Source organism: Halorientalis pallida, from assembly GCF_004118325.1.
In the GTDB taxonomy this organism is placed as follows: Archaea; Halobacteriota; Halobacteria; order Halobacteriales; family Haloarculaceae; genus Halorientalis; species Halorientalis pallida.
In genome coordinates this window covers 82,222-104,214 of sequence record NZ_RDFA01000002.1, presented here as the reverse complement: position 1 = coordinate 104,214, position 21,993 = coordinate 82,222, and the positions used below count along the sequence as shown (strand labels likewise).

General features: G+C 69.0%; 21 protein-coding genes. 11 read left to right on the top strand and 10 right to left on the bottom strand.

The annotated features are described in order from the left end of the window. Positions 1-51: 51 nt before the first annotated feature. Positions 52-750 carry a DUF47 family protein gene (locus EAF64_RS05680; RefSeq protein ID WP_129068022.1) on the top strand — a complete coding sequence of 233 codons (699 nt, stop codon included), beginning with the start codon at positions 52-54 and terminating at the stop codon, positions 748-750. Positions 751-762: 12 nt separating this feature from the next. Here the strand turns inward: EAF64_RS05680 and EAF64_RS05675 are convergent, their stop codons facing one another. Together EAF64_RS05675 and EAF64_RS05670 are read right to left on the bottom strand one after the other, a co-directional pair. Further along, positions 763-2,745 (bottom strand): AMP-dependent synthetase/ligase, encoded by a 1,983-nt coding sequence (locus tag EAF64_RS05675; protein WP_129068021.1) that lies wholly within the window; start codon positions 2,743-2,745, stop codon positions 763-765. 531 nt (positions 2,746-3,276) lie between these two features. Continuing rightward, positions 3,277-5,247: an aconitate hydratase gene (locus EAF64_RS05670; RefSeq protein WP_129068020.1), complete on the bottom strand. Its 1,971-nt coding sequence runs from the start codon at positions 5,245-5,247 to the stop codon at positions 3,277-3,279. 261 nt (positions 5,248-5,508) lie between these two features. On the opposite strand from EAF64_RS05670, the gene EAF64_RS05665 reads away from it, so the two are divergent. Continuing rightward, complete coding sequence (locus tag EAF64_RS05665; RefSeq protein WP_129068019.1) at positions 5,509-5,973, top strand: deoxyuridine 5'-triphosphate nucleotidohydrolase; 465 nt, start codon at positions 5,509-5,511, stop codon at positions 5,971-5,973. Here the strand turns inward: EAF64_RS05665 and EAF64_RS05660 are convergent. Together EAF64_RS05660 and EAF64_RS05655 are read right to left on the bottom strand one after the other, a co-directional pair. Continuing rightward, complete coding sequence (locus EAF64_RS05660) at positions 5,970-6,626, bottom strand: PH domain-containing protein (protein ID WP_129068018.1); 657 nt, start codon at positions 6,624-6,626, stop codon at positions 5,970-5,972. The two genes, EAF64_RS05665 and EAF64_RS05660, sit on opposite strands and share 4 nt — an antisense overlap. Then, entirely contained in the window at positions 6,610-7,218 is a 609-nt protein-coding gene (locus tag EAF64_RS05655; RefSeq protein ID WP_129068017.1) for a PH domain-containing protein, read from the bottom strand. The genes EAF64_RS05660 and EAF64_RS05655 overlap by 17 nt, the downstream gene beginning before the upstream one ends. 118 nt (positions 7,219-7,336) lie before the next feature. Between EAF64_RS05655 and hutU the strand changes: the two genes are divergently transcribed. The 7 genes from hutU (at position 7,337) to EAF64_RS05615 (ending at position 16,247) form a co-directional block, all read left to right on the top strand. Then, positions 7,337-9,079 (top strand): urocanate hydratase, encoded by a 1,743-nt coding sequence (hutU, locus tag EAF64_RS05650; protein ID WP_129068016.1) that lies wholly within the window; start codon positions 7,337-7,339, stop codon positions 9,077-9,079. Then, entirely contained in the window at positions 9,076-10,026 is a 951-nt protein-coding gene (gene hutG, locus EAF64_RS05645) for a formimidoylglutamase (protein WP_129068015.1), read from the top strand. The genes hutU and hutG overlap by 4 nt, the downstream gene beginning before the upstream one ends. Then, on the top strand, positions 10,019-11,236 hold the full coding sequence (gene hutI, locus EAF64_RS05640; RefSeq protein WP_129068014.1) for an imidazolonepropionase: 1,218 nt from the start codon (positions 10,019-10,021) through the stop codon (positions 11,234-11,236). Before hutG ends, hutI begins: the two co-directional genes overlap by 8 nt. A gap of 109 nt (positions 11,237-11,345) precedes the next feature. Beyond that, positions 11,346-12,194, top strand: coding sequence for a hypothetical protein (locus EAF64_RS05635; RefSeq protein ID WP_129068013.1), 849 nt, complete (start codon positions 11,346-11,348; stop codon positions 12,192-12,194). Between the two features lie 76 nt (positions 12,195-12,270). After that, the gene (locus EAF64_RS05625) at positions 12,271-13,122 is read left to right on the top strand and encodes a hypothetical protein (protein ID WP_193767588.1); all 852 of its coding nucleotides are present in this window, start codon (positions 12,271-12,273) and stop codon (positions 13,120-13,122) included. Positions 13,123-13,192: 70 nt separating this feature from the next. Then, complete coding sequence (gene hutH, locus EAF64_RS05620) at positions 13,193-14,773, top strand: histidine ammonia-lyase (protein ID WP_129068010.1); 1,581 nt, start codon at positions 13,193-13,195, stop codon at positions 14,771-14,773. A gap of 58 nt (positions 14,774-14,831) precedes the next feature. Then, the gene (locus EAF64_RS05615; RefSeq protein WP_129068009.1) at positions 14,832-16,247 is read left to right on the top strand and encodes a DUF7282 domain-containing protein; all 1,416 of its coding nucleotides are present in this window, start codon (positions 14,832-14,834) and stop codon (positions 16,245-16,247) included. Here the strand turns inward: EAF64_RS05615 and msrA are convergent. Both msrA and EAF64_RS05605 read right to left on the bottom strand, forming a co-directional pair. Further along, positions 16,244-16,771, bottom strand: coding sequence for a peptide-methionine (S)-S-oxide reductase MsrA (msrA, locus tag EAF64_RS05610; RefSeq protein ID WP_129068008.1), 528 nt, complete (start codon positions 16,769-16,771; stop codon positions 16,244-16,246). The two genes, EAF64_RS05615 and msrA, sit on opposite strands and share 4 nt — an antisense overlap. Before the next feature lie 73 nt (positions 16,772-16,844). Then, positions 16,845-17,135, bottom strand: a complete 291-nt coding sequence (locus tag EAF64_RS05605) for a hypothetical protein (RefSeq protein WP_129068007.1) — start codon at positions 17,133-17,135, stop codon at positions 16,845-16,847. 265 nt (positions 17,136-17,400) lie between these two features. Here EAF64_RS05605 and EAF64_RS05600 point away from each other — a divergent pair, with 265 nt between their 5' ends. Further along, positions 17,401-17,703 carry an amphi-Trp domain-containing protein gene (locus EAF64_RS05600; protein ID WP_129068006.1) on the top strand — a complete coding sequence of 101 codons (303 nt, stop codon included), beginning with the start codon at positions 17,401-17,403 and terminating at the stop codon, positions 17,701-17,703. 24 nt (positions 17,704-17,727) lie between these two features. Here the strand turns inward: EAF64_RS05600 and EAF64_RS05595 are convergent, their stop codons facing one another. The 3 genes from EAF64_RS05595 to EAF64_RS05585 form a co-directional block, all read right to left on the bottom strand. Continuing rightward, the gene (locus EAF64_RS05595) at positions 17,728-18,159 is read right to left on the bottom strand and encodes a disulfide bond formation protein B (protein WP_129068005.1); all 432 of its coding nucleotides are present in this window, start codon (positions 18,157-18,159) and stop codon (positions 17,728-17,730) included. Then, positions 18,152-19,126: a DsbA family protein gene (locus EAF64_RS05590; RefSeq protein WP_129068004.1), complete on the bottom strand. Its 975-nt coding sequence runs from the start codon at positions 19,124-19,126 to the stop codon at positions 18,152-18,154. The genes EAF64_RS05595 and EAF64_RS05590 overlap by 8 nt, the downstream gene beginning before the upstream one ends. A gap of 132 nt (positions 19,127-19,258) precedes the next feature. Further along, positions 19,259-20,008, bottom strand: coding sequence for a hypothetical protein (locus tag EAF64_RS05585; RefSeq protein WP_129068003.1), 750 nt, complete (start codon positions 20,006-20,008; stop codon positions 19,259-19,261). Positions 20,009-20,143: 135 nt separating this feature from the next. On the opposite strand from EAF64_RS05585, the gene EAF64_RS05580 reads away from it, so the two are divergent. Then, positions 20,144-20,620 (top strand): Lrp/AsnC family transcriptional regulator, encoded by a 477-nt coding sequence (locus EAF64_RS05580; protein WP_129068002.1) that lies wholly within the window; start codon positions 20,144-20,146, stop codon positions 20,618-20,620. On the opposite strand, the gene EAF64_RS05575 is transcribed toward EAF64_RS05580, so the two are convergent. Further along, a complete protein-coding gene (locus tag EAF64_RS05575) occupies positions 20,615-21,631 on the bottom strand; it encodes an amidohydrolase family protein (protein ID WP_129068001.1) in 1,017 nt (338 codons plus the stop codon). The genes EAF64_RS05580 and EAF64_RS05575 overlap by 6 nt on opposite strands. Positions 21,632-21,993 lie beyond the last annotated feature (362 nt).

Below are 21,993 nucleotides of genomic sequence, written 5' to 3'. Positions count from 1 at the left end.
GTAGACGGCTCATAGCAACCGCTTACGTGCCGAATCAGAAAGTCGGCGGTGATGAGCGAGACACCGACCACTGCGTTCCGGACCGAGTTCACCGATGTCTCCGATCGCTACTTCGACGCACTCGCCGACTGCGTCGAGAGCGTGCGACCCGGCGTCGAGTACTACGGGCGCGACGAGGCGGCCTTCTGTGGCGAACTCGAACGGGTTCGGCGGCTGGAATCCGACTGCGACGACCTGCTCACCACTATTCGGCGGACGGTCGGGCAGTCGATGGGCCCCAACTTCACTCGCGTCTACTTCCAGCCCGGTGGCGTGCTCGAACTGTTCGCCTGCGCGGACGAGACTGCCAATCACGTCGAGACGTTCTTCGGCGAACTGGCTGCGATGGAGCCGACACTCTCGGCGGCCGTCACTGCGGACTTCGCGAGAATGGGCGATCTGGTCGTCGAGGCGGTCGAGGCGCTCTCGAGGGCCATCGGCGACCTCTTCGCCAGTCCCGCACATCGGAAGGTCGACGCCGTCCACGACGTCAGAGCGACCGTCGCGGAGATGGAGTCACGCTGTGACACAGTGGGGCGGAAACTCGTCTCGGAGGCGTTCGCGACCGGCGACACCGCCGCCGCGCTGGTCGTCCGGGAACTCGCGCTGTGGCTGGACCGGGCGATGGACGCCGTCGAGGACGCCGCCGAACAGGCGGTCTACCTCGACAGCACGGCCGTCTCGACGACCGAGGCTGCTGGCCCGGACTGATCCCACCGACCGCTAGTCCGCGAGCTTGGCTTCTCTGTTCCCGTAAATTCCGTCGACTTGCTCGGCGTGTTCGGCCAGGATGTTGCGCCGTTTCTTCTTCAGCGACGGCGTGAGCAGGTCGTTCTCGGGCGTCCACTCCTCGGCGACGAGTTCGACCTCCTTGATCGTCTCGTGTTTCTCCAGGTTCCGGTTGACGAGTTGCACGTCCTGGACGACCCACTCCTTGACGCGCTCGTCCTCACAGATGGCGTTTCGACCGGTTGGCAGGTCCAGATTGCGGTTGTCGGCCCACCGCCGGATGGCGTCGAAGTTCGGGACGATCAGCGCGGAGACGAACTTCTCGTCGTCACCCATCACCATGATCTGCTCGACCCGCGAGGAGGTCGAGAACTCGTCCTCGATGGGTTCCGGGGCGACGTTTTTCCCCGTGTCCAGCACGATCAGGTTCTTCAGCCGGTCGTGGTAGATCAGGTAGTCGCCGTCGACGCGTTCGACGATGTCGCCGGTCTGGAACCAGCCGTCGGCGGTGAACGCCTCCTCGGTCTTCTCGGGCATCTCCCAGTAGCCCTCGGTGATGTTGGGCCCCTTGACCAGCAGTTCGCCGACGTACCCCTCGGCGTCCGCGAACTGCTCGTCGGACACTTTCGAGGGGTCGATCCGGATGTCCATGTCGACCAGCGGCCGCCCGAGCGTCCCGGTCCGATGGTCCTCGGGCGTGTTCGCCGTGACCACCGGCGCGGCCTCGGTCAGGCCGTAGCCCTCGAAGATGGGGATGCCCATGCCGTCGAACAACTCCGCGAGGCGGTCGCTCAGACTCCCACCGCCGCTGACCATCAGGATGATGTTCCCGCCGAGTTCCTCCTTGACCTTGCTGTAGACCAGTCGCTCGGAGATGCCGCGTTTGAGCTTGAGGGCGATTCCGGGGTCGTCGGCGCGGCTGTACTGGCGAGCCACGTCGACAGCCCACTCGAAGACCCGTTCTTTGACCTCCGAGCCACTGGCCTGTTCGCGGGCCTGGGCGAAGATGCGCTCGTACACCCGTGGGACGCTCGCACCGCCGTGGGGCTTGATCTTCTTCAGGTCCTCGTCGACCGTGTCGGTGCTCTGAGCGTACCCGACGGTCGCGCCAGCCGCGAACATCAGGAAGTGCCCGACCGTCCGCTCGAAGACGTGGGCCAGCGGGAGGATGGAGATCGCCCGCTTCTCGGAATCGAGGACCGGCAGCTCGTCGTCCTTGTCGGGCCGCGGGCCGACGCGCTTCCAGAGCTGGTTGATGTTCGACCGGACGTTGTGATGGGTCAGCTTCACGCCCTTGGGTTTGCCCGTCGTCCCGGAGGTGTAGACGAGACTCGCCAGGTCGTGGCTGTCAAGGTCGTCGAGCCACCCCTGGAACGCGTCCTCGTCGTAGTGTTCGACCCCCATGTCGTAGACGTCTTCGAGCGTGCGGATCTGGTCGACGTGGTCGTACCGGTCGAGTTCGTCGATGACGACCACGAAGTCCAGACTCAGGTCGTCCTGTACCCTGACGAGTCGGTCCAGCAGTCGCTCGTTCTCCACGACGACACCGGTCGCGCCGGGGTCGTTGAGGAGGTACTTGATCTGTTTGGGCGAGGACTCCGTGTAGATCGTCGTGACCACGCCGCCGCCGGACATGAGGGCGAAGTCGGTGAGCGCCCACTCCATCCGGGAGTCGGACATGATCCCGACGCGATCACCCGACGTGACCCCCAGCTCGCGAAAGCCCGCGGTCAGGTGCCGGACGAGTTCCCCCATCTTCTCGTAGGTGATCGACGTGTACGTTCCCGGCTCGGGTTCGTCGACGACCGCCGGCGTCAGCGACCGCGGATAGATGCCCCCCTTGTACATCTGTGCCTCGCCGTCCCCGTTGCGCTCGACGCTCGCCGCGAACAGTTCGGGGATCGTATCGTCCCCGATCACCTCGTCGGTGTACTCCCGCTCCGAATCGAGCCACCCCGGCTCCCCAGATTTGGTCATAACGTTAATTTCCAACTGGCAGAGATATAAATCTTCAGTTGCGACAGTGAATCCGCCACGCAGGCGCGCTCGGGACGGAACGCGGTGGCCGCGCCGGGCGCCGACAGCCGACGATGGACGCCGACACCGTCGGTCGGCGTCGCACGGCCGCCGACTCGACGGTGCCAGTCACCGGGGCCCCCGTCGACGAACTCGCAGTCGAGTAAGGACCGCATAGCCCGACGCGCTCGCCCTCGAGCCACGCGACAGGCACGTCCTACGACGAACCGAGGCCCCGATTACTGGTAAAAACTGCCGGGTAACTACGGACCTCCACACCGTTTGGCCCATGGCGGTCGTCGCTGGCGGCGTCACTGCTCGGTGGTCACGCGACGCCCCCTGGCGGGACCGTCGATCCCGGCCCGTCCCCGGTCTCTCCCTCTCCCGTCCCTCGGTCGACGGCCCGACCGCTCCTCGGCCTGTGCCGCGAAAAATGGAATCGGTTGGTCGGCCGAGCCCCGCTGGCTCGCGGCTATCGCCGCTCGCTCGTTTTCAGTCGTCGGCGGGCGCGCCGGAGCCGCTGTCGGCCTGCTTCTTGGTGTGGGAGAGCTTCCCACCGTCTGCGAGGATCTGCCGTTCGCGCTCGGAGGCGTCCAGCGTGGCGGTGAGTTCCCAGTCGTCGTCGACGCGGACGGTGAACTCTTCCTGGCCCGACCGGACGGCCTCGGCGACGTCGTCGACGACTTCGATGTCGTCGCCCTGCTCGATCTGCGCGTAGTCGTCTTCGTCGATCTCCAGCGGCAGGAGCCCGAAGTTGAAGAGGTTCGCCTTGTGGATGCGGGCGAAGCTCTGTGCGAGGACGCCCTCGACACCGAGGTACATCGGACAGAGGGCCGCGTGTTCACGCGAGGAGCCCTGGCCGTAGTTCTCGCCGGCGACGAGGAAGCCGCCGTCGCTGTCGAGTGCGCGCTGGGCGAAGCTGTCGTCGACACGCGAGAGCGTGAATTCGGAGAGCTTCGGGATGTTCGACCGGTACATCAGGATGTCCTGGGTCGCAGGGATGATGTGGTCGGTCGTGATGTTGTCCTCCATCTTCAGGAGGGCCGGCCCTTCGAGTTCGGCGTCGAGTTCGTCCTTCAGCGGGACGTCGCCGATGTTCGGCCCCTTGACGAGGTCGTCGTCGACGGGGTCGTCGGGCGTGATGATGTCGTTCTCGGCACCCTCGTAGGCGTCGGGGAGCTCGAAGCCGGGCGCTTCGAGGTCGCCGAGTTCGTCGGCGAGGTTGCGCGGGTCGACGATCTCACCCTTGATGGCCGCCGCGGTGGCGACTTCCGGCGAGCAGAGGTAGACGTTGTCGTCCTCGATGCCCGAGCGGCCCTCGAAGTTGCGGTTGAAGGTCCGCAGGGAGACCGAATCCGAGCCGGGGACGTGGCCGATCCCGATACAGGCACCACACGTCGCCTCGGAGTAGTTGACACCGGCCGCCATCATCTCGGCGGTCCAGCCCTCACGGGCGAGCATCTCGGAGGCCTTCTTGGAACCGGGGGCGACGATCATCTCGGTCGCGCGGTTGATCGTCCGGCCCTCCAGCATCTTCGCGGCGGGGAGGATGTCCTCGTAGCCACCGTTCGTACAGGAGCCGATCATGACCTGGTTGACCTCGACGCCCTCGACTTCGCTGACGGGGACGACGTTGTCGGGCATCGACGGCTCGGCGATGAGTGGCTCGAGGTCCGAGAGGTCGATGACGAGTTCGTCGTCGTACTCGGCGTCCTCGTCGGCGCTGAGCTCGACGTACTCGTCTTCGCGGCCCTGGCGCGCGAGGTAGTCCTCGGTCTTCTCGTCGGTCGGGAAGATCGAGGAGGTCGCGCCCAGTTCGGTCCCCATGTTGGTGATGGTCGTCCGCTCGGGGACGCTGAGGCTCTCGACACCGGGTCCGGTGTACTCGAAGATCTTGTTGACCCCGCCCTTCACGCTGAGGCGGCGCAGCATCTCGAGGATGACGTCCTTGGCGGTGGCCCAGTCGGGCAGCTCGCCTTCCAGACGGACGTTGACGACCTCGGGCATGTCGATGTAGTAGGCACCGCCGCCCATCGCGACGGCCACGTCGAGCCCACCGGAACCGATGGCCAGCTGACCGAGGCCGCCGGGGGTCGGCGTGTGGGAGTCACTGCCCAGGAGCGTCTTGCCGGGCGCGGCGAAGTTTTCCTTATGGACGTTGTGACAGATACCGTTGCCCGGACGCGAGAAGTACGCGCCGAACGTCCCTGCGGCCGAGCGCAGGAAACGGTGGTCGTCGGTGTTCTTGAAGTCGAACTGGTAGGTCTGGTGGTCACAGTACTGGGCGGCCAGTTCCGTCTGGACTTCGTCGAGGCCCAGCGCCTCGAACTGCAGCCACACCAGCGTGCCGGTCGTGTCCTGTGTCAGGACCTGATCGATCTCGATACCGATCTCCTCGCCGGTCTCCAATTCGCCTTCGACGAGGTGATCGTCGAGAATTTTTTCCGTAAGCGTCTGTCCCATAACGTCTGTCCGTCGATGGTCCGCGGACATAAATCATGCGAGTTTCCGATATCAGGTCTCGTGCATCCCTAGTACCCCTTTGATGTCATCCAGTGCCGTACGGAATCGCGTGCGTGCGCGGTGGTGACCCGACTCCCGTTCGGTCGATGCCGACACCGGTGGCCAGTGGCGCCGGCACGTGACACAGGCCCAGCGCGCGCCAGCGATCGCCCCGAGACCCAAACGGCAAGCGTTTTGCACGCGCTGGTCGGTCACTCGGCCATGTTCAGAAGCGGCGCGTTCCTGGCGGAGCAGCTCGGCGACCTCCGCGAGTCACAGGTTCAGCCAAACGGCGTCGACCTCACGCTCGGGGCCGTCTTCGAGCAGGAGAGTGTCGGACGGATCGAACGCGGCGGCAAGACCATCGGGGACCGCCGTGAACTGGACCCCGACGACGACGGGTTCTACCACCTCGAACCCGGGGGCTACGTCGTCCGGTACGCCGAGCGGATCGCCATTCCGGAAGAGCACGTCGGCTTCCTCTATCCCCGATCCTCACTGCTGCGCAACTCCTGTATGCTCGACACGGCGGTCTGGGACGCGGGCTACGAGGGCCGCGGCGAGGGCCTGCTGGAAGTCCACCACGGGATCGAACTCCAGCAGGGGGCTCGGATCGCCCAGTTGACGCTGGCGGCCGCAGACCACGAGGGGACCTACGACGGCTCTTACCAGCGCGAGAACCTCTAGGAGCGTCGGCCCTCGATCGCCCGCCGCAGCGCGCCCACTTCCTCGCGGACGGCCGCCCACTGCTCGGTCGTGCCGGGCAGCGAGTCGCCCTCGCTGGGTCCCGTTCCGCCGCCGAAGCCGTCCCCGCCGCCGTACCGGGCTCGCCGCTTCTCGACCAACTGCTGGACGGCGCTGGGATCGTCGACGTTGCTGAACGACAGTTCGGTCCCGGAGCCACCCGCGGTGTCGAACGAGACCGTGCCGTGATCGAACAGTGTCCCGGTGATCCCCTGCGAGTAGGAGACGTTCTGGACCGTCTCGTACCCGACTGTCGTCACTCGCCGCCCGAGGACGCCGGATTTCCGGTAGAGGTGTCGGTCGGTCACGACGTACTCGGTGTGTCTGATCCGGAGGAGCGACCAGCTGGGGATCAGGACGCCACTCGGGATGGCCAGCACGCCCAGCGCCGCCAGCACGGCGCTGCCCGCCTCGGTCGCGGTGTACCACAGCGCGCCCAGTCCGGCGAGGACGAACGCCAGTCCGATCACGACTGCGGGGATGATCGTCCGGATACGCGGCCCGCCCCGCCACTGGACGCGCTCGTCGCCCGCCAGCGGGAGCCACGACGGCGGCGGTCCGTCCGCACCGGGGTCGTCGTCAGTTGCGCCCGCCATCGTCACCTTCGGGGTCGGTCGGTGTGGCGTCGCGGCCGCCGGCTTCGACGGCGCGCCGGATCGCGCGCAACTCGGTGCGGATGTCTTCGAGCACCTGCTCGGGGCTCTCGCTGGTGGATCGGTCGTCGGCCCCCTTCCCTCGCGCCCGGCGGCTCTGCTCGTTGATCCGTTGCTGGACTGCTTTCGGGTCGGGCACGGACCGGAACTGCATCTCGACGCCGGTCCCGCCGGCGGTGGAGATGTCGACGGTGCCGTAGCCGAAGTAATTGCCCAGCGCCCCCTGTGAGTAGGAGATGTTCTGGACCTTCTCGAACTCGATCTTCTGGACGTCCCGTGAGAGGATGCCGCTCTTCCGATAGAGCGCTTCGTTCGTCAGCAGGTACACCGTGTTCTCGCGGTTCAGATACGCGCCGACGACGATCGGGATGCCGATCAGGAAGAGCGCGAGCGGGAGCCCCACGATCAGCGCGGGGACGATGCTGTAGACGTGCGGTTTGCCCGACCACTGTACCTGTTCACCGTCGTCGAGCGTGAGCCAGTCGAACTCGCTCGCCGCGGTGTCGGAGGACTCGGACGACAGATCGGTCGCCATACCGCCCGATTGTTCGGGGGCCTACATAATCGGTGCTGTCCGCGTGGTGACACCTCCGCTGCCCGCCGACCCCCTCTTTGCCCAACAGTTTACGTCGGGTGCCGTCGTATGTGATGGCATGACACAACAAACAGGTGAGCCCGGCCACGACGTCGGCGAACCCAGCGCGCAGTGGCGCGACTACCAGGGGGCACCCACGGGGACCGACATCGAGTGTCGGGGGTGGCGCCAGGAGGCCGCGCTCCGGCTGTTGAACAACAACCTCGACCCGGAGGTGGCCGAAAAACCCGAGGAACTGGTCGTCTACGGCGGCACCGGCCGGGCGGCCCGCTCCTGGGACGCCTACGACAGTATCCTCGCCGAACTCCGCGAGCTGGGCGACACGGAGACCTTGCTGGTCCAGTCGGGCAAACCCGTCGGGCGCTTCGAGACCCACGAGCACGCGCCGCGGGTGCTGATCGCAAACTCCAACCTCGTCGGGAAGTGGGACGACTGGGACCACTTCCACGAACTCGAAGCGAAGGGCCTGATCATGTACGGTCAGATGACCGCCGGCTCGTGGGCCTACATCGGCACGCAGGGCATCGTCCAGGGGACCTTCGAGACGCTGGCGAAGCTCGCCCGGACGGAGTTCGGGCGGTCGGACCTGCAGGGAAAGATCGTCGCCACCGGCGGGCTCGGCGGGATGGGCGGCGCACAGCCGCTGGCGGTGACGATGAACCGCGGCGTCTGTATCGCCGCCGAGGTGGACGAAGCCCGGATCGACCGCCGGATCGAGACCGACTATCTCGAAGCGAAGACCGACGACCTCGACGAGGCCGTCGAGCGCGCCCGGACCCACGCCGAGCGCGGCGAGCCATTCAGCATCGGCGTCCACGGGAACGCGGCGGACGTGCTGGAGGGCCTGCTGGAGCGGGACGCGATTCCGGACGTGGTGACCGACCAGACCAGCGCCCACGACGAACTGGAGGGGTACTACCCCGCCGGATTCACGGTCGCCGAGGCCGACGCCCTCCGCGAGCGCGACCCCGACCGGTACCGTGCGGAAGCCATGGCGACGATGGAGCGCCACGTCGACGCCATCCTCGACCTCCAGGCGGCGGGCGCCGTGGCCTTCGAGTACGGCAACAACATCCGCGGACAGGTCGAGGACCACTGCGACCGCGAGGACGCGTTCGACTTCCCGGGCTTCGTTCCGGCGTACATCCGCCTGCTGTTCTGTGCGGGCAAGGGCCCGTTCCGCTGGCTGGCGCTGTCGGGTGACCCCGCCGACATCCACCGTACCGACGCGGCGGTCAAAGAGCTGTTTCCGGAGAAAGACGCCCTCCACCGCTGGATCGACCTCGCACAGGAGCGGGTCGCTTTCCAGGGCCTGCCCGCGCGGGTCTGCTGGCTCGGGTTCGACTCCGGCGACGATCCGGACGGACTGACCGAACGGGCCCGCTTCGCCCTGCGGATCAACGACCTCGTTGGGGCGGGCGAGATCTCGGCCCCCATCGTCGTGACCCGGGACCACCTCGACGCGGGGTCGGTGGCCTCGCCGAACCGCGAGACCGAGGCGATGCAGGACGGCTCCGACGCCGTGGCTGACTGGCCGATCCTGAACGCCCTGCTGGACTGCGCGGCCGGGGCCGACATCGTGAGCGTCCACGACGGCGGCGGAGTCGGGATCGGCAACGCCCTGCACGCGAACAACCACGTCGTCCTCGACGGCACGGACCTGGCCGCGGAGAAAGCCCACCGGGTGTTCACGACCGATCCCGGGACGGGCGTCGTCCGGCACGCCGACGCAGGGTACGAGGCGGCGATCGAACAGGCGACGGCGTCGGGCCTGCCCATCCCGATGCGGGACCGATCATGACCGACCACCCGTTCACCGAACCGCCGGCGCTGGACGCCTCGACCGATCCCAACGACGAGACCTTCGGCGACGTGATCTTCCCGGCGACGCTGAAGACCGCGCCCGAGTACGACGCGGTGTTGGCCGGCGAACCGTACGACGGTGCGGTGATCGGCCGGCAGGGGGCCAGCCACGGTCCCAGCGGTATCCGGACTGCGCTGGCCGGGACGAAGAGCCACCACTTCGACGCCGGCCCGGTCCGGTCGGTCGGCGACCTGGGCGACGTGGCCGCCGTCGCGGGCGCGTACACGACCATGGAACCGTCCGAGGTCCAGGCCGCCGTCCGCGAAGTGGTCGCACAGATCTACGCCGCCGATGCCCTCCCGGTCTTCCTGGGCGGGGACAACTCCCTGAGCTACGCCAACGTCGCCCCGCTGGTCGAAACCGGGTCAGTGGGCGTCGTCTCGCTCGACGCCCACCTCGACTGCCGGGAAGTACAGGGCGAACCCACGAGCGGGTCGCCCTACCGCCAGCTCCACGAGGCGGGGCTGGACGCCTTCGCCGTCGTCGGCGCGCGCCACTTCGAGACCAGCACCGTCTACGCCGACTACGTGCGCGAGCAGGGCGGCACCATCGTCACCGCCGAGGCGGTCGGGCTCGATACCGCGCCGGTCGTCGAGCGGGTGCGCGAGGCGATGGCCGGCGTGGACCGGGTGTACGTCAGCCTCGATCTGGACGTGCTGGATGCCGCCGCCGCGCCGGGCGTGAGCGCGCCGACGCCGGGCGGGCTCACCACCCGCGAACTGTTCCGGCACCTGCGAGCGCTCGCCGCCGACGACCGGGTGGTCGGCTTCGAGGTCGTCGAGTGCGCGCCACGGCTCGACCCGACCGACCGGACGGTCCGGGCCGCCGCCCGCGCCGTCGCGCACTTCCTCAGCGCGCTGGATACGGGGCCGACGAATGGGTGACCTCGACGCCGTCGTCCACGGGGCCAGCGAGGTGGTGACGGCTGCCCCCGACGACCCCCTGCTGGACGCCGACACGGGGGCCGTCGCGGTCGTCGACGGGCGGGTCGCCGCGGTCGGCCCCACCGACGCCGTGACCCGCGAGTACCCACCCGAGAACGCCGCGACGGCCGTCGACGCGAGCGGTCGAGCCGTCCTGCCGGGGTTCGTCGATTCCCACACCCACGCCCTGTTCGCGGGCGACCGGTCCGACGAGTTCGCGGCGAAGTTGCGGGGCAGGACCTACCAGGACATCCTCGCGGAGGGCGGCGGCATCCTCCGAACCGTGGACGCGGTCCGTGCGGCCGACGACGACGAACTGGTCGCCGGACTCCGCGACCGCCTCGACACGATGCTCGCCCACGGGACGACGACCGTCGAGGTGAAATCGGGCTACGGGCTGGACCGCGCGACCGAACTCCGGATGCTCGACGCCATCGCGCGCGCCGACGAGCGCCACCCCGTCGACGTGGTCCCGACGTTCATGGGTGCTCACGCGGTCCCCGGGGGAACCGACGCCGACGCGTACGTCGAGCGGGTCGTCACGGAGCAGATTCCGGCAGTGGCCCAGCAGGGGGTCGCTCGCTTCTGTGACGTCTTCTGCGAGGCCGACGTGTTCTCGGTCGCCCAGTCCCGCCGCGTCCTCGACGCCGGCCGCGACCACGGCCTCGTCCCGAAAGTCCACGCCGAGGAGTTCACGCGACTCGGCGGCGCACAACTGGCCGCGGACCTGGGAGCGGCCAGCGCCGATCACCTCCTCCACGCCACGGCCGACGACGCCGAGGCGCTCGCGGCGGCCGGCGTCGTGCCCGTCCTCCTGCCTGGAACCGCCTTCGCCCTGGGTGCCGACTACGCCGATCCCGACCGCTTCAGCGAGGCCGGGACGCGCCCGGCGGTGGCGACGGATCTCAACCCGAACTGCCACGCCCCGAGCATGGGGTTTGCCGTCGCACTCGCCTGCTCGGGGATGGGGATGGCACCGCTCGACGCCGTCGTCGCCGCGACCCGGCGTGGGGCCGACGCGCTCGCGCTCGACGACGGGACGGGGACGCTGACTGCGGCCGCGCCCGGTGACCTCCTCATCCTCGACGCGCCATCGCACGTCCACGTCCCCTACACGCCGGGCGTGACCGTGGTCGAGACGGTGCTGAAGCGCGGTGCGGTGGTGGCGTGACTGGCGTGCGACGGCGGATATCCCAAGAGTAACGTTCCCGTTCGTTCACACTTCCACAGTGCCGTCGACGTGAGCGGGTGGGCACCGACGCGGCGGCAGGGGTGACGATATGAGTCAGGACAGACGGATCCACGACAGGCGGACAGTACTTGGAAGTGGACTGACGACCGGAACGCTGCTGCTCGCCGGCTGTCTCGGCGACGGTGGGGGCGACGACTCCGGGAACGCCGAGGACCCGACCGCGACGACCGACGACCCGGTGACGGCGACCGAAACGGTGGACGCGACGCCCGGCGAACCGACGGCCGAGGAGACGCCGGCGCAGGCGTCGGACACCCAACCGTCCGACCGGGGGTTCCACGACGACTTCGAGGACGGCGACTACACCAGTGATCCGCGGTGGAACGCGCCACCGGGTGAGCAGGGGGCGGGGTCTATCGACGTCGCCTGTCGCCGGACGCCCGGGGGTGGACAGCACGTCCTCCGGATGCGAAGTGAGGGGCCACCGACGGCCATCGGATTCGCGGAGGGGACCCAGGGGTGGGACGGACCGTGGGTGGCCGACGGGCTAGTCGACACCGGGCAGGTGTCCGGCGGTCGAGGGCGGGTCGGCATCCTCGTCGGTGTCTCGACGACCGACGAGAGCATCATGCCGGAGTTCTCGCTCGCGATGCGGGGCAACGTCGCGTTCAACGTCGAGGGCGAGACGACGCGTGTGTCGGCCCCGCGGCTCGAATCCGACCGCTGGTACCGCTTGGAGATTCGCCACGACGGTGCAGGGACCATCACGGGGACCCGGTGGCCGGCGGGCGAGCGGCCGGCGAACGGGTCGAGCGTGTCCATCGACGGCCTCTCGCCCGGATCGGGTGGCACGCTGAGCCTGCAACTGATCGGACAGCACGGAGCGGACGCCGAAGCCGTCGTCGACCACGCCTTCGTTCGGTGGCGGCCCGAGTAGCGACTCGCACACGGACCGACGTTTCGACCGCACACACGAACCGGTCGTTTAGGGCCCTGGGCTACGCCCGGAGGGTATGGACGACCGTGTGCGATTCGACCGGCGCTTGTTCCTGCAAGCGGGGCTGGCCGGAAGCGGACTCTTGCTGGCGGGGTGTACGGGCGATCCCGGGGCCGGCACGCCGACCGACGACGGCACCGACGAGGCGACCGCGGCGACGACCACGACCGAACCGTCCGGTCCCATCTCCGGGCCGTTCCACGAGACCTTCGAAGACGGGAACTACGACAGCGACCCGCGGTGGAATGCCGAGTTCGAGGACGGCATCGGCGAGGTGGCCGTGGTCGACCGTCAGGGGCCCGACGGCGGCGGGAAGGCCCTGCGGATCAGCGACGCGACCGACGAGAAACTGAACGAGAGCGGGCAACGCGCCAGCGCGACGCTGGCCCGCCGGATCACCGGCTGGGACGGCGCGTGGACGCTCGACGGCCAGTTCTACGCCGCCGACGTTCCGGGCGGCGAGTACGCCGACGACGGCCACGTCGCCATCGGCCTCTACGAGTCGAGCGTGGAACTCCTGTTGAATCCCCGGGTCGAACTCCTCTTTTTCGACGCCGAGGGTGAGAACCGCGAGGCCGAGACCCGGGAATCGGTCCTCGACGAAGGCCACTGGTACAACTACGAACTGTCACACGACGGGACGGGCACCTACGAGGCGACCCGCTGGCGGGCCGACAGCTACCGGGCCGGGGGGCTCTCCGTGACGGCCCACCGTGAGGTGCCAAGCGCCGAGGAGACGCTCGCCCTGGTGACCTACGGCGGCTATCCGGAGTTCGTCGACCAGACGCCGCCCACGCCCCGGCCGGAACCGGGAAGCTACCGACTGACCGCCGACCACGCTTACGTCCGCTGGCGGCCGGAGGGGTAGCGGGGAAAGACCGAAGCCGCTCCCTCTCCGAGTTCGAGGGCATGCGACGAACGCACACGGAGGAGGTCCGGTGACCGTCACCGTCGACGGCGAGACGCTGACCGTTGAGGACGTGTTCGCCGTCGCCCGCGAGGACGAGGCCGTCGCCATCGACGACGACGCGCGCGAGGCCGTCCGGGCGGCACGCGAGCGCGTCGCCGACCTGCTCGACTCCGAGGACGCCGTCTACGGCGTCAACACCGGTTTCGGCGACCTCGTGACCGAGCGCATCCCCCGCGAGGAACTGGACCGCCTGCAGGTGAACCTCGTCCGGAGCCACGCTGCCGGCGTCGGCCGTGAGCTGGCCCGCGAGGAAGTCCGCGCGATGATGCTCGCCCGGCTGAACACGCTCGTCAAGGGCTACTCGGGCGTCCGCGAGGTCGTCGTCGACCACCTGACCGAGCTGCTGAACGAGGGGATCCACCCGGTCGTCCCCTCGCGGGGGAGCCTCGGTGCCAGCGGCGACCTCGCGCCGCTGGCGCACATGGCGCTCGTGTTGATCGGCGAGGGCGAGGCCGACGTGCAGGGCGACGCCGGTGTGGAGCGGCTCCGGGGCGGCGAGGCGCTGGCGACGGCGCGGCTGGACCCGCTCGACCTGGCACCCAAGGAGGGGCTGGCGCTGATCAACGGCACGCAACTCACCGCGGGGCTGGGCGCCTTGCTGGTCCACGACGCCGAGCGCGCGGTGCGGGCGGCCGACATCGCAGGCGCGCTCACGACGGAGGTGACGATGGGTTCGACGGCGGCCTGTGATCGGGCGATCTCGGCGGTGCGACCCCACGAGGGCCAGGCCGCGAGCGCGCGAAACGTCAAGCGCCTGACCGCAGGTTCGGAGATCGTCGAGAGCCACCGCAACTGCGACCGCGTGCAGGACGCCTACTCGATCCGGTGTCTCCCGCAGGTCCACGGCGCGGTCCGGGACGCGACCACTCACCTCCGCGAGGCGGTCGCGACGGAACTCAACAGCGCGACGGACAACCCACTGCTGTACCCGCGCGAGCGGGTCGACGACTACGCCTCCGGAACCGCGGACGTGGCGGTGCTGTCGGGCGGGAACTTCCACGGCGCACCCCTCGGCCATCGGCTCGACTACCTTGCCGGGGCGCTCGCGGACCTGGCGGCGATCAGCGAGCGCCGGACCGACCGGCTGCTGAACCCCAACGTGCAGGAGGACCACCTGCCGCCCTTCCTCGCGCCCGAGAGCGGTCTCCGGTCGGGCTACATGCTCGCCCAGTACGCCGCGGCGGCGCTGGTGACCGAGGCGCGTGCCCGGGGTCGCCCGGGCACGGACACCATCCCCGTCTCGGGCAACCAGGAGGATCACGTCAGCATGAGCGCGCAGTCGGCGTTCGAGGCCCGGGCGGCTCTCGACGACGCGGTGACGGTGCTGGCGGTCGAGCTGTGCTGTGGAACCGAGGCCAGCGAGTACGTCGACGACGACCTGTCTCACGGTGTGGGCACCGGCGCGGCACGCGAGGCGGTGCGCGAGGTGGTCGATCCGCTCACGGTCGACCGGTCGCCCGCGCCCGACATCGAGCGGGTCGACGCGCTGCTCGCCGGCGGTCTGCTCGACAGCCGGGTGCGCGAGGCCGTGAGCAACGATCTCGCGTGACACAGTCCTCGACCCGTCCACCAAGCTGATATGGCCGCTCGTGGAACGGGCGTCATAGATGCGCCCACGTCGGACGGTCGTGACGACGGTGTTGGCTCTCCTGGCGCTGGGCGCCGGCGCTGGCGTCGCGAACGCGTCGTCGACCGCCGACGCGACACAGACGACCGACGCCAACCTGACGACGTTCGTCGCGCCGGGCGACACGCTCGAGGCGCTCCGGGCCGGGACGGGCACCGAAGTCCTCACGCGCCGACAGCGCGTCACGCTCTCGGACACACTCGTCGTGCGCGTGTCGACCCCCGGTCTGGGGTCGGCGGTGGCCGACCAGCCCGGCAACACCACGACCGAGCGCTTCCGGGCGCTGCTGTCGGGTTCCGACGCGTCCCTGACCGCCGTCGAGATCACGTCCGGCGGCGACCCGCCCCGAGCCATCGATCTGACCGCCGAGCAGCTCGTGGTGAGCCGCGCCGGCCCGGACAGCTTCGATCTGATCTACGACACCGGCGAGTTGCGTGCGACCGACGACAGGAATGGGAACGGTCTCGCCGACGACGGGAGCGGCACGGCCATCGTCCCCGTCCGGGTGTTCGAGTTCGAGTTCGCCCACGACGGCACGGCCGCCTCGTCCTCGCTGGGGATCTTCCCCCCGACCATCACCTTCTCGACGCCGCCGGCCGACGGCGTGGTGCTGTACCCGCTCCCCGGCCAGCGACTGGTCGGGCAGACGCCGCTGGCCCCCGGGACGACCCTCTCGATCTCCATCGACGGCGTGGGTCACCCCTTCGAGATCCAGCGGACGACGACGGTCACCGGCAACCAGCAGTCGTTCGCCAACCTCTCGCTGGACCTGATCGGCGCGCCAGCGGGCATCCCGCTCGCGGTCAGGGCCACCGTCGACGGGCAACTCCTCCCGGAGACACGGGGCCAGCTCGCCGAACTGACCGCCTCGTTCACGGCGGCGACGACCGACGCCCCGCGCACCCGGCTCCGGCTTCGGAACGTCTCCCTGTCCAGCGCTGGCTTCCTCGTCGTCAGGAACGGGCCGGACGGGTCCCTCGTCGCCAACCGGTACGTCGAGGCCGGCGAGTACGACTCGCTGACGGTCCAGTACCGGCGGGCGGTGACGGCCGACTCGGTGGTCGTGACCGCCTACGTCGACGTCGACGGTAACCGCTTCTTCGAGGCGAGCGGCCCAGACCGCCCCTTCCGCCGGGACGGCGACCCCGTTTCGTCGGTCGTCGACCTCGACACGTCGACACCGACGACCGACACGCCGACGACCGCACCACCCACGACGTCCCTGGCGACCGACACGCCGACGGCGACCCCGTCCTCACCGACCACGACCGGCACGCCAGCACAGCGGAACCGGATCACCGACGCCAGCGGCGACGGCTTCGGGCTCGGTGTCGCGCTCGCTGCGCTCGCGGTCGTGCTCGTCGCGCTCGCCCGCTGTGGCCAGTCCGGGACCTAGTCGGCGAACTTCTCGCGGACTTTCTGGACCTTCGGCCGGACGTTGGCCGCGCAGTAGGGCTTGTTCGGGTGTTTCTCGAAGTAGTTCTGGTGATAGGGTTCGGCCTCCCAGAACCGCTCCAGGGGTTCGATCTCCGTCACGATGGAGTCGTCGTAGACGCCCTCGGCGTCGAGCTCGTCGACGAATCGCTCGACGGCCTCGCGCTGGTCGGCGTCGTGGTAGTAGACCGCCGACCGGTACTGGGTGCCCACGTCCGGTCCTTCGCGGTCCTTCGTCGTCGGGTTGTGGATACTGAAAAACACCTCCAGCAGGTCCTCGTAGGACAGTACGTCGGGGTCGTAGGTCACCTGTACTGCCTCGGCGTGGCCGGTCTCGCCGCGACAGACCGCCTCGTAGGTCGGGTCGTCGACGTGGCCGCCACAGTAGCCCGAGACGGCCGACTCGACGCCGTCGAGTTCCTCGAACGCCGCCTCGATACACCAGAAACACCCGCCCGCCAGCGTCGCCCGTTCGCTCTCACTCATCACCCGCGATAGGGGCTCCAGCGTCGTAAGTTCCTCGCCGCGACCGGACCCCGCGGCGACCCGTCCGCCGCCGTCAGGGTTCTTCTCGGTCCACCGCCGGGTCCGCGTGGTCGCCCTCGCTCTCGACGATCTCGGCCTTCCGCTCGACGTCCCGGAGTGCTCGCTCCTGTTCGCCGCGGGCGATGCCGCCGGACTCGGCGTGGCGACCGCTGTACTGACGGCCGGGGATGAAGTCCCAGACCGAACCGGTGTCGTCGGCCGGTTCCGCTCCGTCCGGGTCCGCCTCGGCTGCCCCGTCCCCGTCCGCTGACCGCCCGCGACCGAGGCCGAGTCGTCCGAGGACGACTCGCAGATACCCGAGCACACCTCGAACGTTCTCGCCCAGCGACAAGTGTCTTCTTCCCACCGTCGTATAAAACACCTCGTATCGACAGTAGCAGCTATTAGTGTCTCTGCTCTGAACGGACGATCGTCACGGGAACCCGCCTTCCTCTGGGTGCCGACGCGTGCCTGCATGGTCCCCGTGACGAGGGGTCGATTCCCTCTCTGGAATCGGTTGCCCCCCTCCGCCCAGAGTTCGGCACCGACCACAAGCCACGTGTCCGTCCGCGTGGTTAGGTGGACGTACGATGTCAGACGACGATTCCACACCCGACCCCGACGACGAACGCACGCTCATCCGCACCGGTCGCGACTTCGAGCAGGAGTACCGTCTCGACGCGGCGGAAGCGGGTCGGTTCCTGATCGATCTCGGCAAACAGCTCCGGGACGGCGACGAATTGACGATCACGACCGACGGGTGGGAACTCCCGTTCGCGTTCGGCGAACCCGTCGAACTGGAGATCGACTTCGAGGGCGTCGGCGACCCCGAACTGGAGATCGAACTGGAACTGCCGGGCCGCCCGGACGAGCGCGCGCCGGACGTGGAGTGAGATCCGTACGGTCCCTGCCGGAGGTCAGGCGCCCGCTTCGCCCGTGTCCAGTCCCGATCCGGCGACGACGGTGATCGTCACCAGCGCGAATCCGAGCAGCGAGAGGTTCGGGATCGTGAGTTCGAGCAGCGGGCTCCGCCACTGGATCGCGGCGCACGCGCCGCCGAGCGCACAGCTACTCGACGTGACCTGCAACACGGAGTGATAGCTCGCGAGGGCCAGCCCCGAAACCGAGAGGGGCAGGGCGGTCTTCCAGACCGCGGGCCGTAACTCCACGGTTGCGACGCCGAGGACGACGACCAGCGGGTACATCAGGATTCGCTGGTACCAGCACAGCTCACAGGGGACGAGCCCGAGTCCGAGGCTGAAAAAGAGGCTGCCGGCGGTGGCGACAGCGGCGAACAGCGTCCCGGCGGTGAGCCACGTCGCCGGGTCGACCGAGCGGGGGTCAGGCATTCTCGATCACGGCCTCGATGCGGTTTCTCGTCCGCTGTCGGTTCGACGGGGAGACGAGGCTGTCGCCGATCAGGAGTGTCGGCGTTCCGCTGACGCCCAACTGCCGTGCCCGCTGGCCCGTCGCCCGGAGCGCCTCGTCGTACTCGTCGTTCGCGACGGCGCTGCGGATCGCACCCGGATCGGAGACGCCTGCGGCCGCCGCGAACGCCTCCATCTCGCCCGGCGTGGCCCAGCGCTCGGCTTCCGGCGGCTGGTTCCGGAAGACGACCTCGTGGAAGCGCCAGTACGAGCCCGGATCGGTGTTCCAGACGGCCAGTCCGGCCTGGCCCGCGTTCGGCGCGTCCGGCCCGAGGAACGGATCGCCGCCGAAGTACGCGAGGTTGCGGAACTCGATCCGCACGTCCCCGGGCACGACGTACTCGGAGACCAGCGTCGGCATGAACTCCTCGCCGAACCGCGCACAGACGGGGCACTTCCAGCTCCCGAAGTAGGTGACGGTCGCAGCCGCGTCGGTGCTCCCCATCACGGCGTAGTCGTAGTCTCCTGGCGAGTCCGGGACCGATGCATTCCCGACGGGCCCGGGCTCGCTCGTTTCGATCTCTTCGACGCCACCGAGCGCGTTGCTGAGCGCGATGCCGCCGGCTGCGACCCCGCCGATGGTGAGGATGCCACCGCCGACCAGAACCGCCCGCCGCGGAAGCCCGCGGACGGCCGCTCCGACCCCGCCGTTCGAGAGCCGGTCGCCGAACGTGATCGTGTCGACGGCGTCCTCGGCCTGGCTGCGATCCCGGCGCGACAGGTCTTCGGGATGTGCGACCAGCCAGTGGCGGTACAGCGCCGCCCGCTCGTCCCCGTCCACCCGTTCTCCGCAGTAGTGACAGGCGCTGTGGGCCTCCCAGGCGTGGTCCCGGAGTCCTCCAGCCGAACCGAACCCCTCGTTGCAAACCGGACAGTCGTTCCCCGACATCTCTTGGATACTGACGCAGGACTTCCTGCCATGGTGTAACAAGCCTGTCGATACCGTCTCGCTGGCGGGCGGTCGCCGGTCCCGGTCACCCACCTGCTGGGGCTTCAGCGACGCCCCGTGCGTGGGCGCGGTTCAGTCTTCGTCCAGCCCCCGTTCGTCGACAGTCTCGAGGAACGCCAGGATGGGACTCCCGTCGGTCTCGACGTACTCGTAGTCGACGGCGTCTAGCCCCTCCAGGATCTCGACGCGGACGTGGGCGCGGATGCGCTCGGGCTCGGTCGTGTCGGCGTCGATGTCACCCACCAGGGCGGTGTCGTGGGTCACGAAGCCGAACCGTTCGATGTCGATGTCCGGCAGGCTCTCGTGGAGGCGGAGCGCGTTCTCCACGTCCTGCTCGGTGTACTCGTCGGTCGTCCGGTAGGCGTAGCCCTCCGTCACGGGGTTGTCGACCGCCAGCACGACGACGCCGTCGCCGTCCCGGGCGCGCACGTCGAGGTACGGTCGGTCGAGGCTCGTCCCGCCGGGCTCTGCGGTCACGGTGTACGGTGCGTCCGCGGCGAGCGCGGTGAACACGTCGCGGTGGAAGGCGGTCAGGCGCTCCCGCGCCGTCCGCTGGTCGTCGGCCAGTTCGCGGTAGGCGTCTTCCCACTCCGGGAGGAACCTGACCGGGCCCGCCGTCTCCCGCCTGACGGCGCGTTTCTCCGGCCTGCTGAGGGGATAATCTCGCTGGTCGGCGTCGTGGAGCGTGTCGGCGTTGGCCCGCCTGAACGCCGCCGTCAACTCCGTTTGGAGCTCCGTCCGCTGGTCGTGGAGCGCCCGCTCGACGGCCCGCAACTCCCGTTCGAGCTCGAACGCCTCCTCGAAGTCCAGTTCGGAATCCATGGTTCGACGCCAGCGTCGGCCTGGCGTCACTACCAGTCGCCGCGACTTGTGCGTTCGGGCGAGTTCGGGCGTCGGGACCGCGAGCGGTCTCCGTACAGCCGAAGTTCCTTTGACGGAGACGGGCCAAATTCCGCCATGGCCGACGAGGATACCGACGACGTGGACAGGGCGATCCTCCGGGCGCTCCAGGAGGACGCACGGAACATGTCCTCGGGGGACATCGCGGAGCGAACGGGGACCTCGGACAGCACGGTTCGCAAGCGCATCCAGCGCCTGGAGTCCGAGGGGATCGTCAAGGGGTACAGCGCCGACGTGGACTACGGGAAGTCCGGGTACCCGCTCCGGATGTTGCTGTTCTGTACCGCCTCGATCCCCGAACGCGGCGAACAGATCCCCGAGATCCTCGACATCGACGGCGTCGTGTCGGTCCAGGAACTGGTCACGGGTGAACAGAACCTGCTCGTGACGGTCGTGGGGGAGTCCGACGACGACATCACGCCGGTCGCCCAGGAACTGCTGGAGATGGGGCTGACCGTCGCCGACGAGGTTCTCGTCCGGAGCCACGAGACGACGCCCTTCGGCGGGTTCGACCCCGAGGCGGAGTCCTCATAGGACCACCCGTTTCACGTCGAGCGGTGACGCACGGCGGACCACGGCCCGAATCGGGTCCGCGGTGCCGGCCAGGTTGTCCGACTCGCCGTCGAGCACCAGCAGTGCCGCGTCCCGGCCCGGTTCGACGACGCCGCAGTTCAGCCCGACGGCCTCGGCACCGGCCGCCGTCGCCATCCGGAGGACCTCTCGGGCGGTCACGTCGAAGGCCTTCGCGGTGACGGCCATCTCGCGGAACATCGACGGCGGATTGAGCATCACGTTGTCCGTCCCGAGCGCGACCGTCGTGTGGTCCAGCAGATCGCGGATCGGCGGGCGACCGACGTTCAGCACCTGGTTCGCACGCGGGCACACGGCGACCGGCACGTCCTGGTCGGCGACCCGTTCGAGGTGCTCGTCCTCGGCGTGGACCATGTGGACGAGCAGGTCCGGGTCGAGGTCGAGCGCGGGGTGGATGTCGGTCGCGTCCGGTTCGCCGGCGTGGATGGCGAACGGAACGTCCGCCGCCCGGGCGGCCGCCCGCTCGGTCTCGAAGTCGTCGTCGTTCGCACCGCTGGCGCCGTAGCCGTCGGCCACGTCGAGGACGCTCGCTGGGCCGCTCCCGAAGACGAAGGGTGTGACCGGAGTCCCGTCCGCGGCCGCCCGGAGCGCGCGGGCGCCCGCCGGTCCGGACTCGCGGAAGTCGAGACACGCCGCCGTCCCCGTCTGCGCCATGAACTGGAGCGTGCGGCGCATCGCGGTGACGAGGGTGTCGCGGTCGGCGGCCGCCAGCCGACGGTGTTTCAGGCTGTCCGGCGGTGCGACGGCCGCCTCGAGTCCGAGGTCGACGGCCGCCTCCTTGGCCACCGAGTCCCCGAGGTGAGTGTGTGCGTTGACGAACGCCGGCACGACGATGTCCGTCGCGTCGACGCGTTCCCGCTCGACTGCGGTTATCCGGCCGTCCTCGACGACGACCCGCCCTTCGACGGGCTCGAACGACGATCCAGCCACGACCGTCCCCTCGAACTGTTGCATACGATCCGCTGGTCCGGCTGAACAATATCGCTTTCTAACTCGGGTTGGCGAACGAGACGGTAACGAAATAGAAATCTCGCGACCGATTCGTCCGAACTTTCCAGCCAACCGGAGCCACGCCCGCGACGGGTCCCGGCCGCGACGGCCTCCCGGGAAGGCTGGATGTCGCCGGATTCCCGCCGCTGACACCGTCGAACGGCCGCTGAGCGGTCCCGCCGACGACACACGGTGCCGTGTGATGGCGTACCACCATTTAGACCATAATGTTCTATAATGGGCCTCCGAGAGAACAAATTGGTCGTATAGAAGGATTTAATACACAGTTCGTTCGTACTGTGGGTGAAGGCGGCGACATCAGTTCG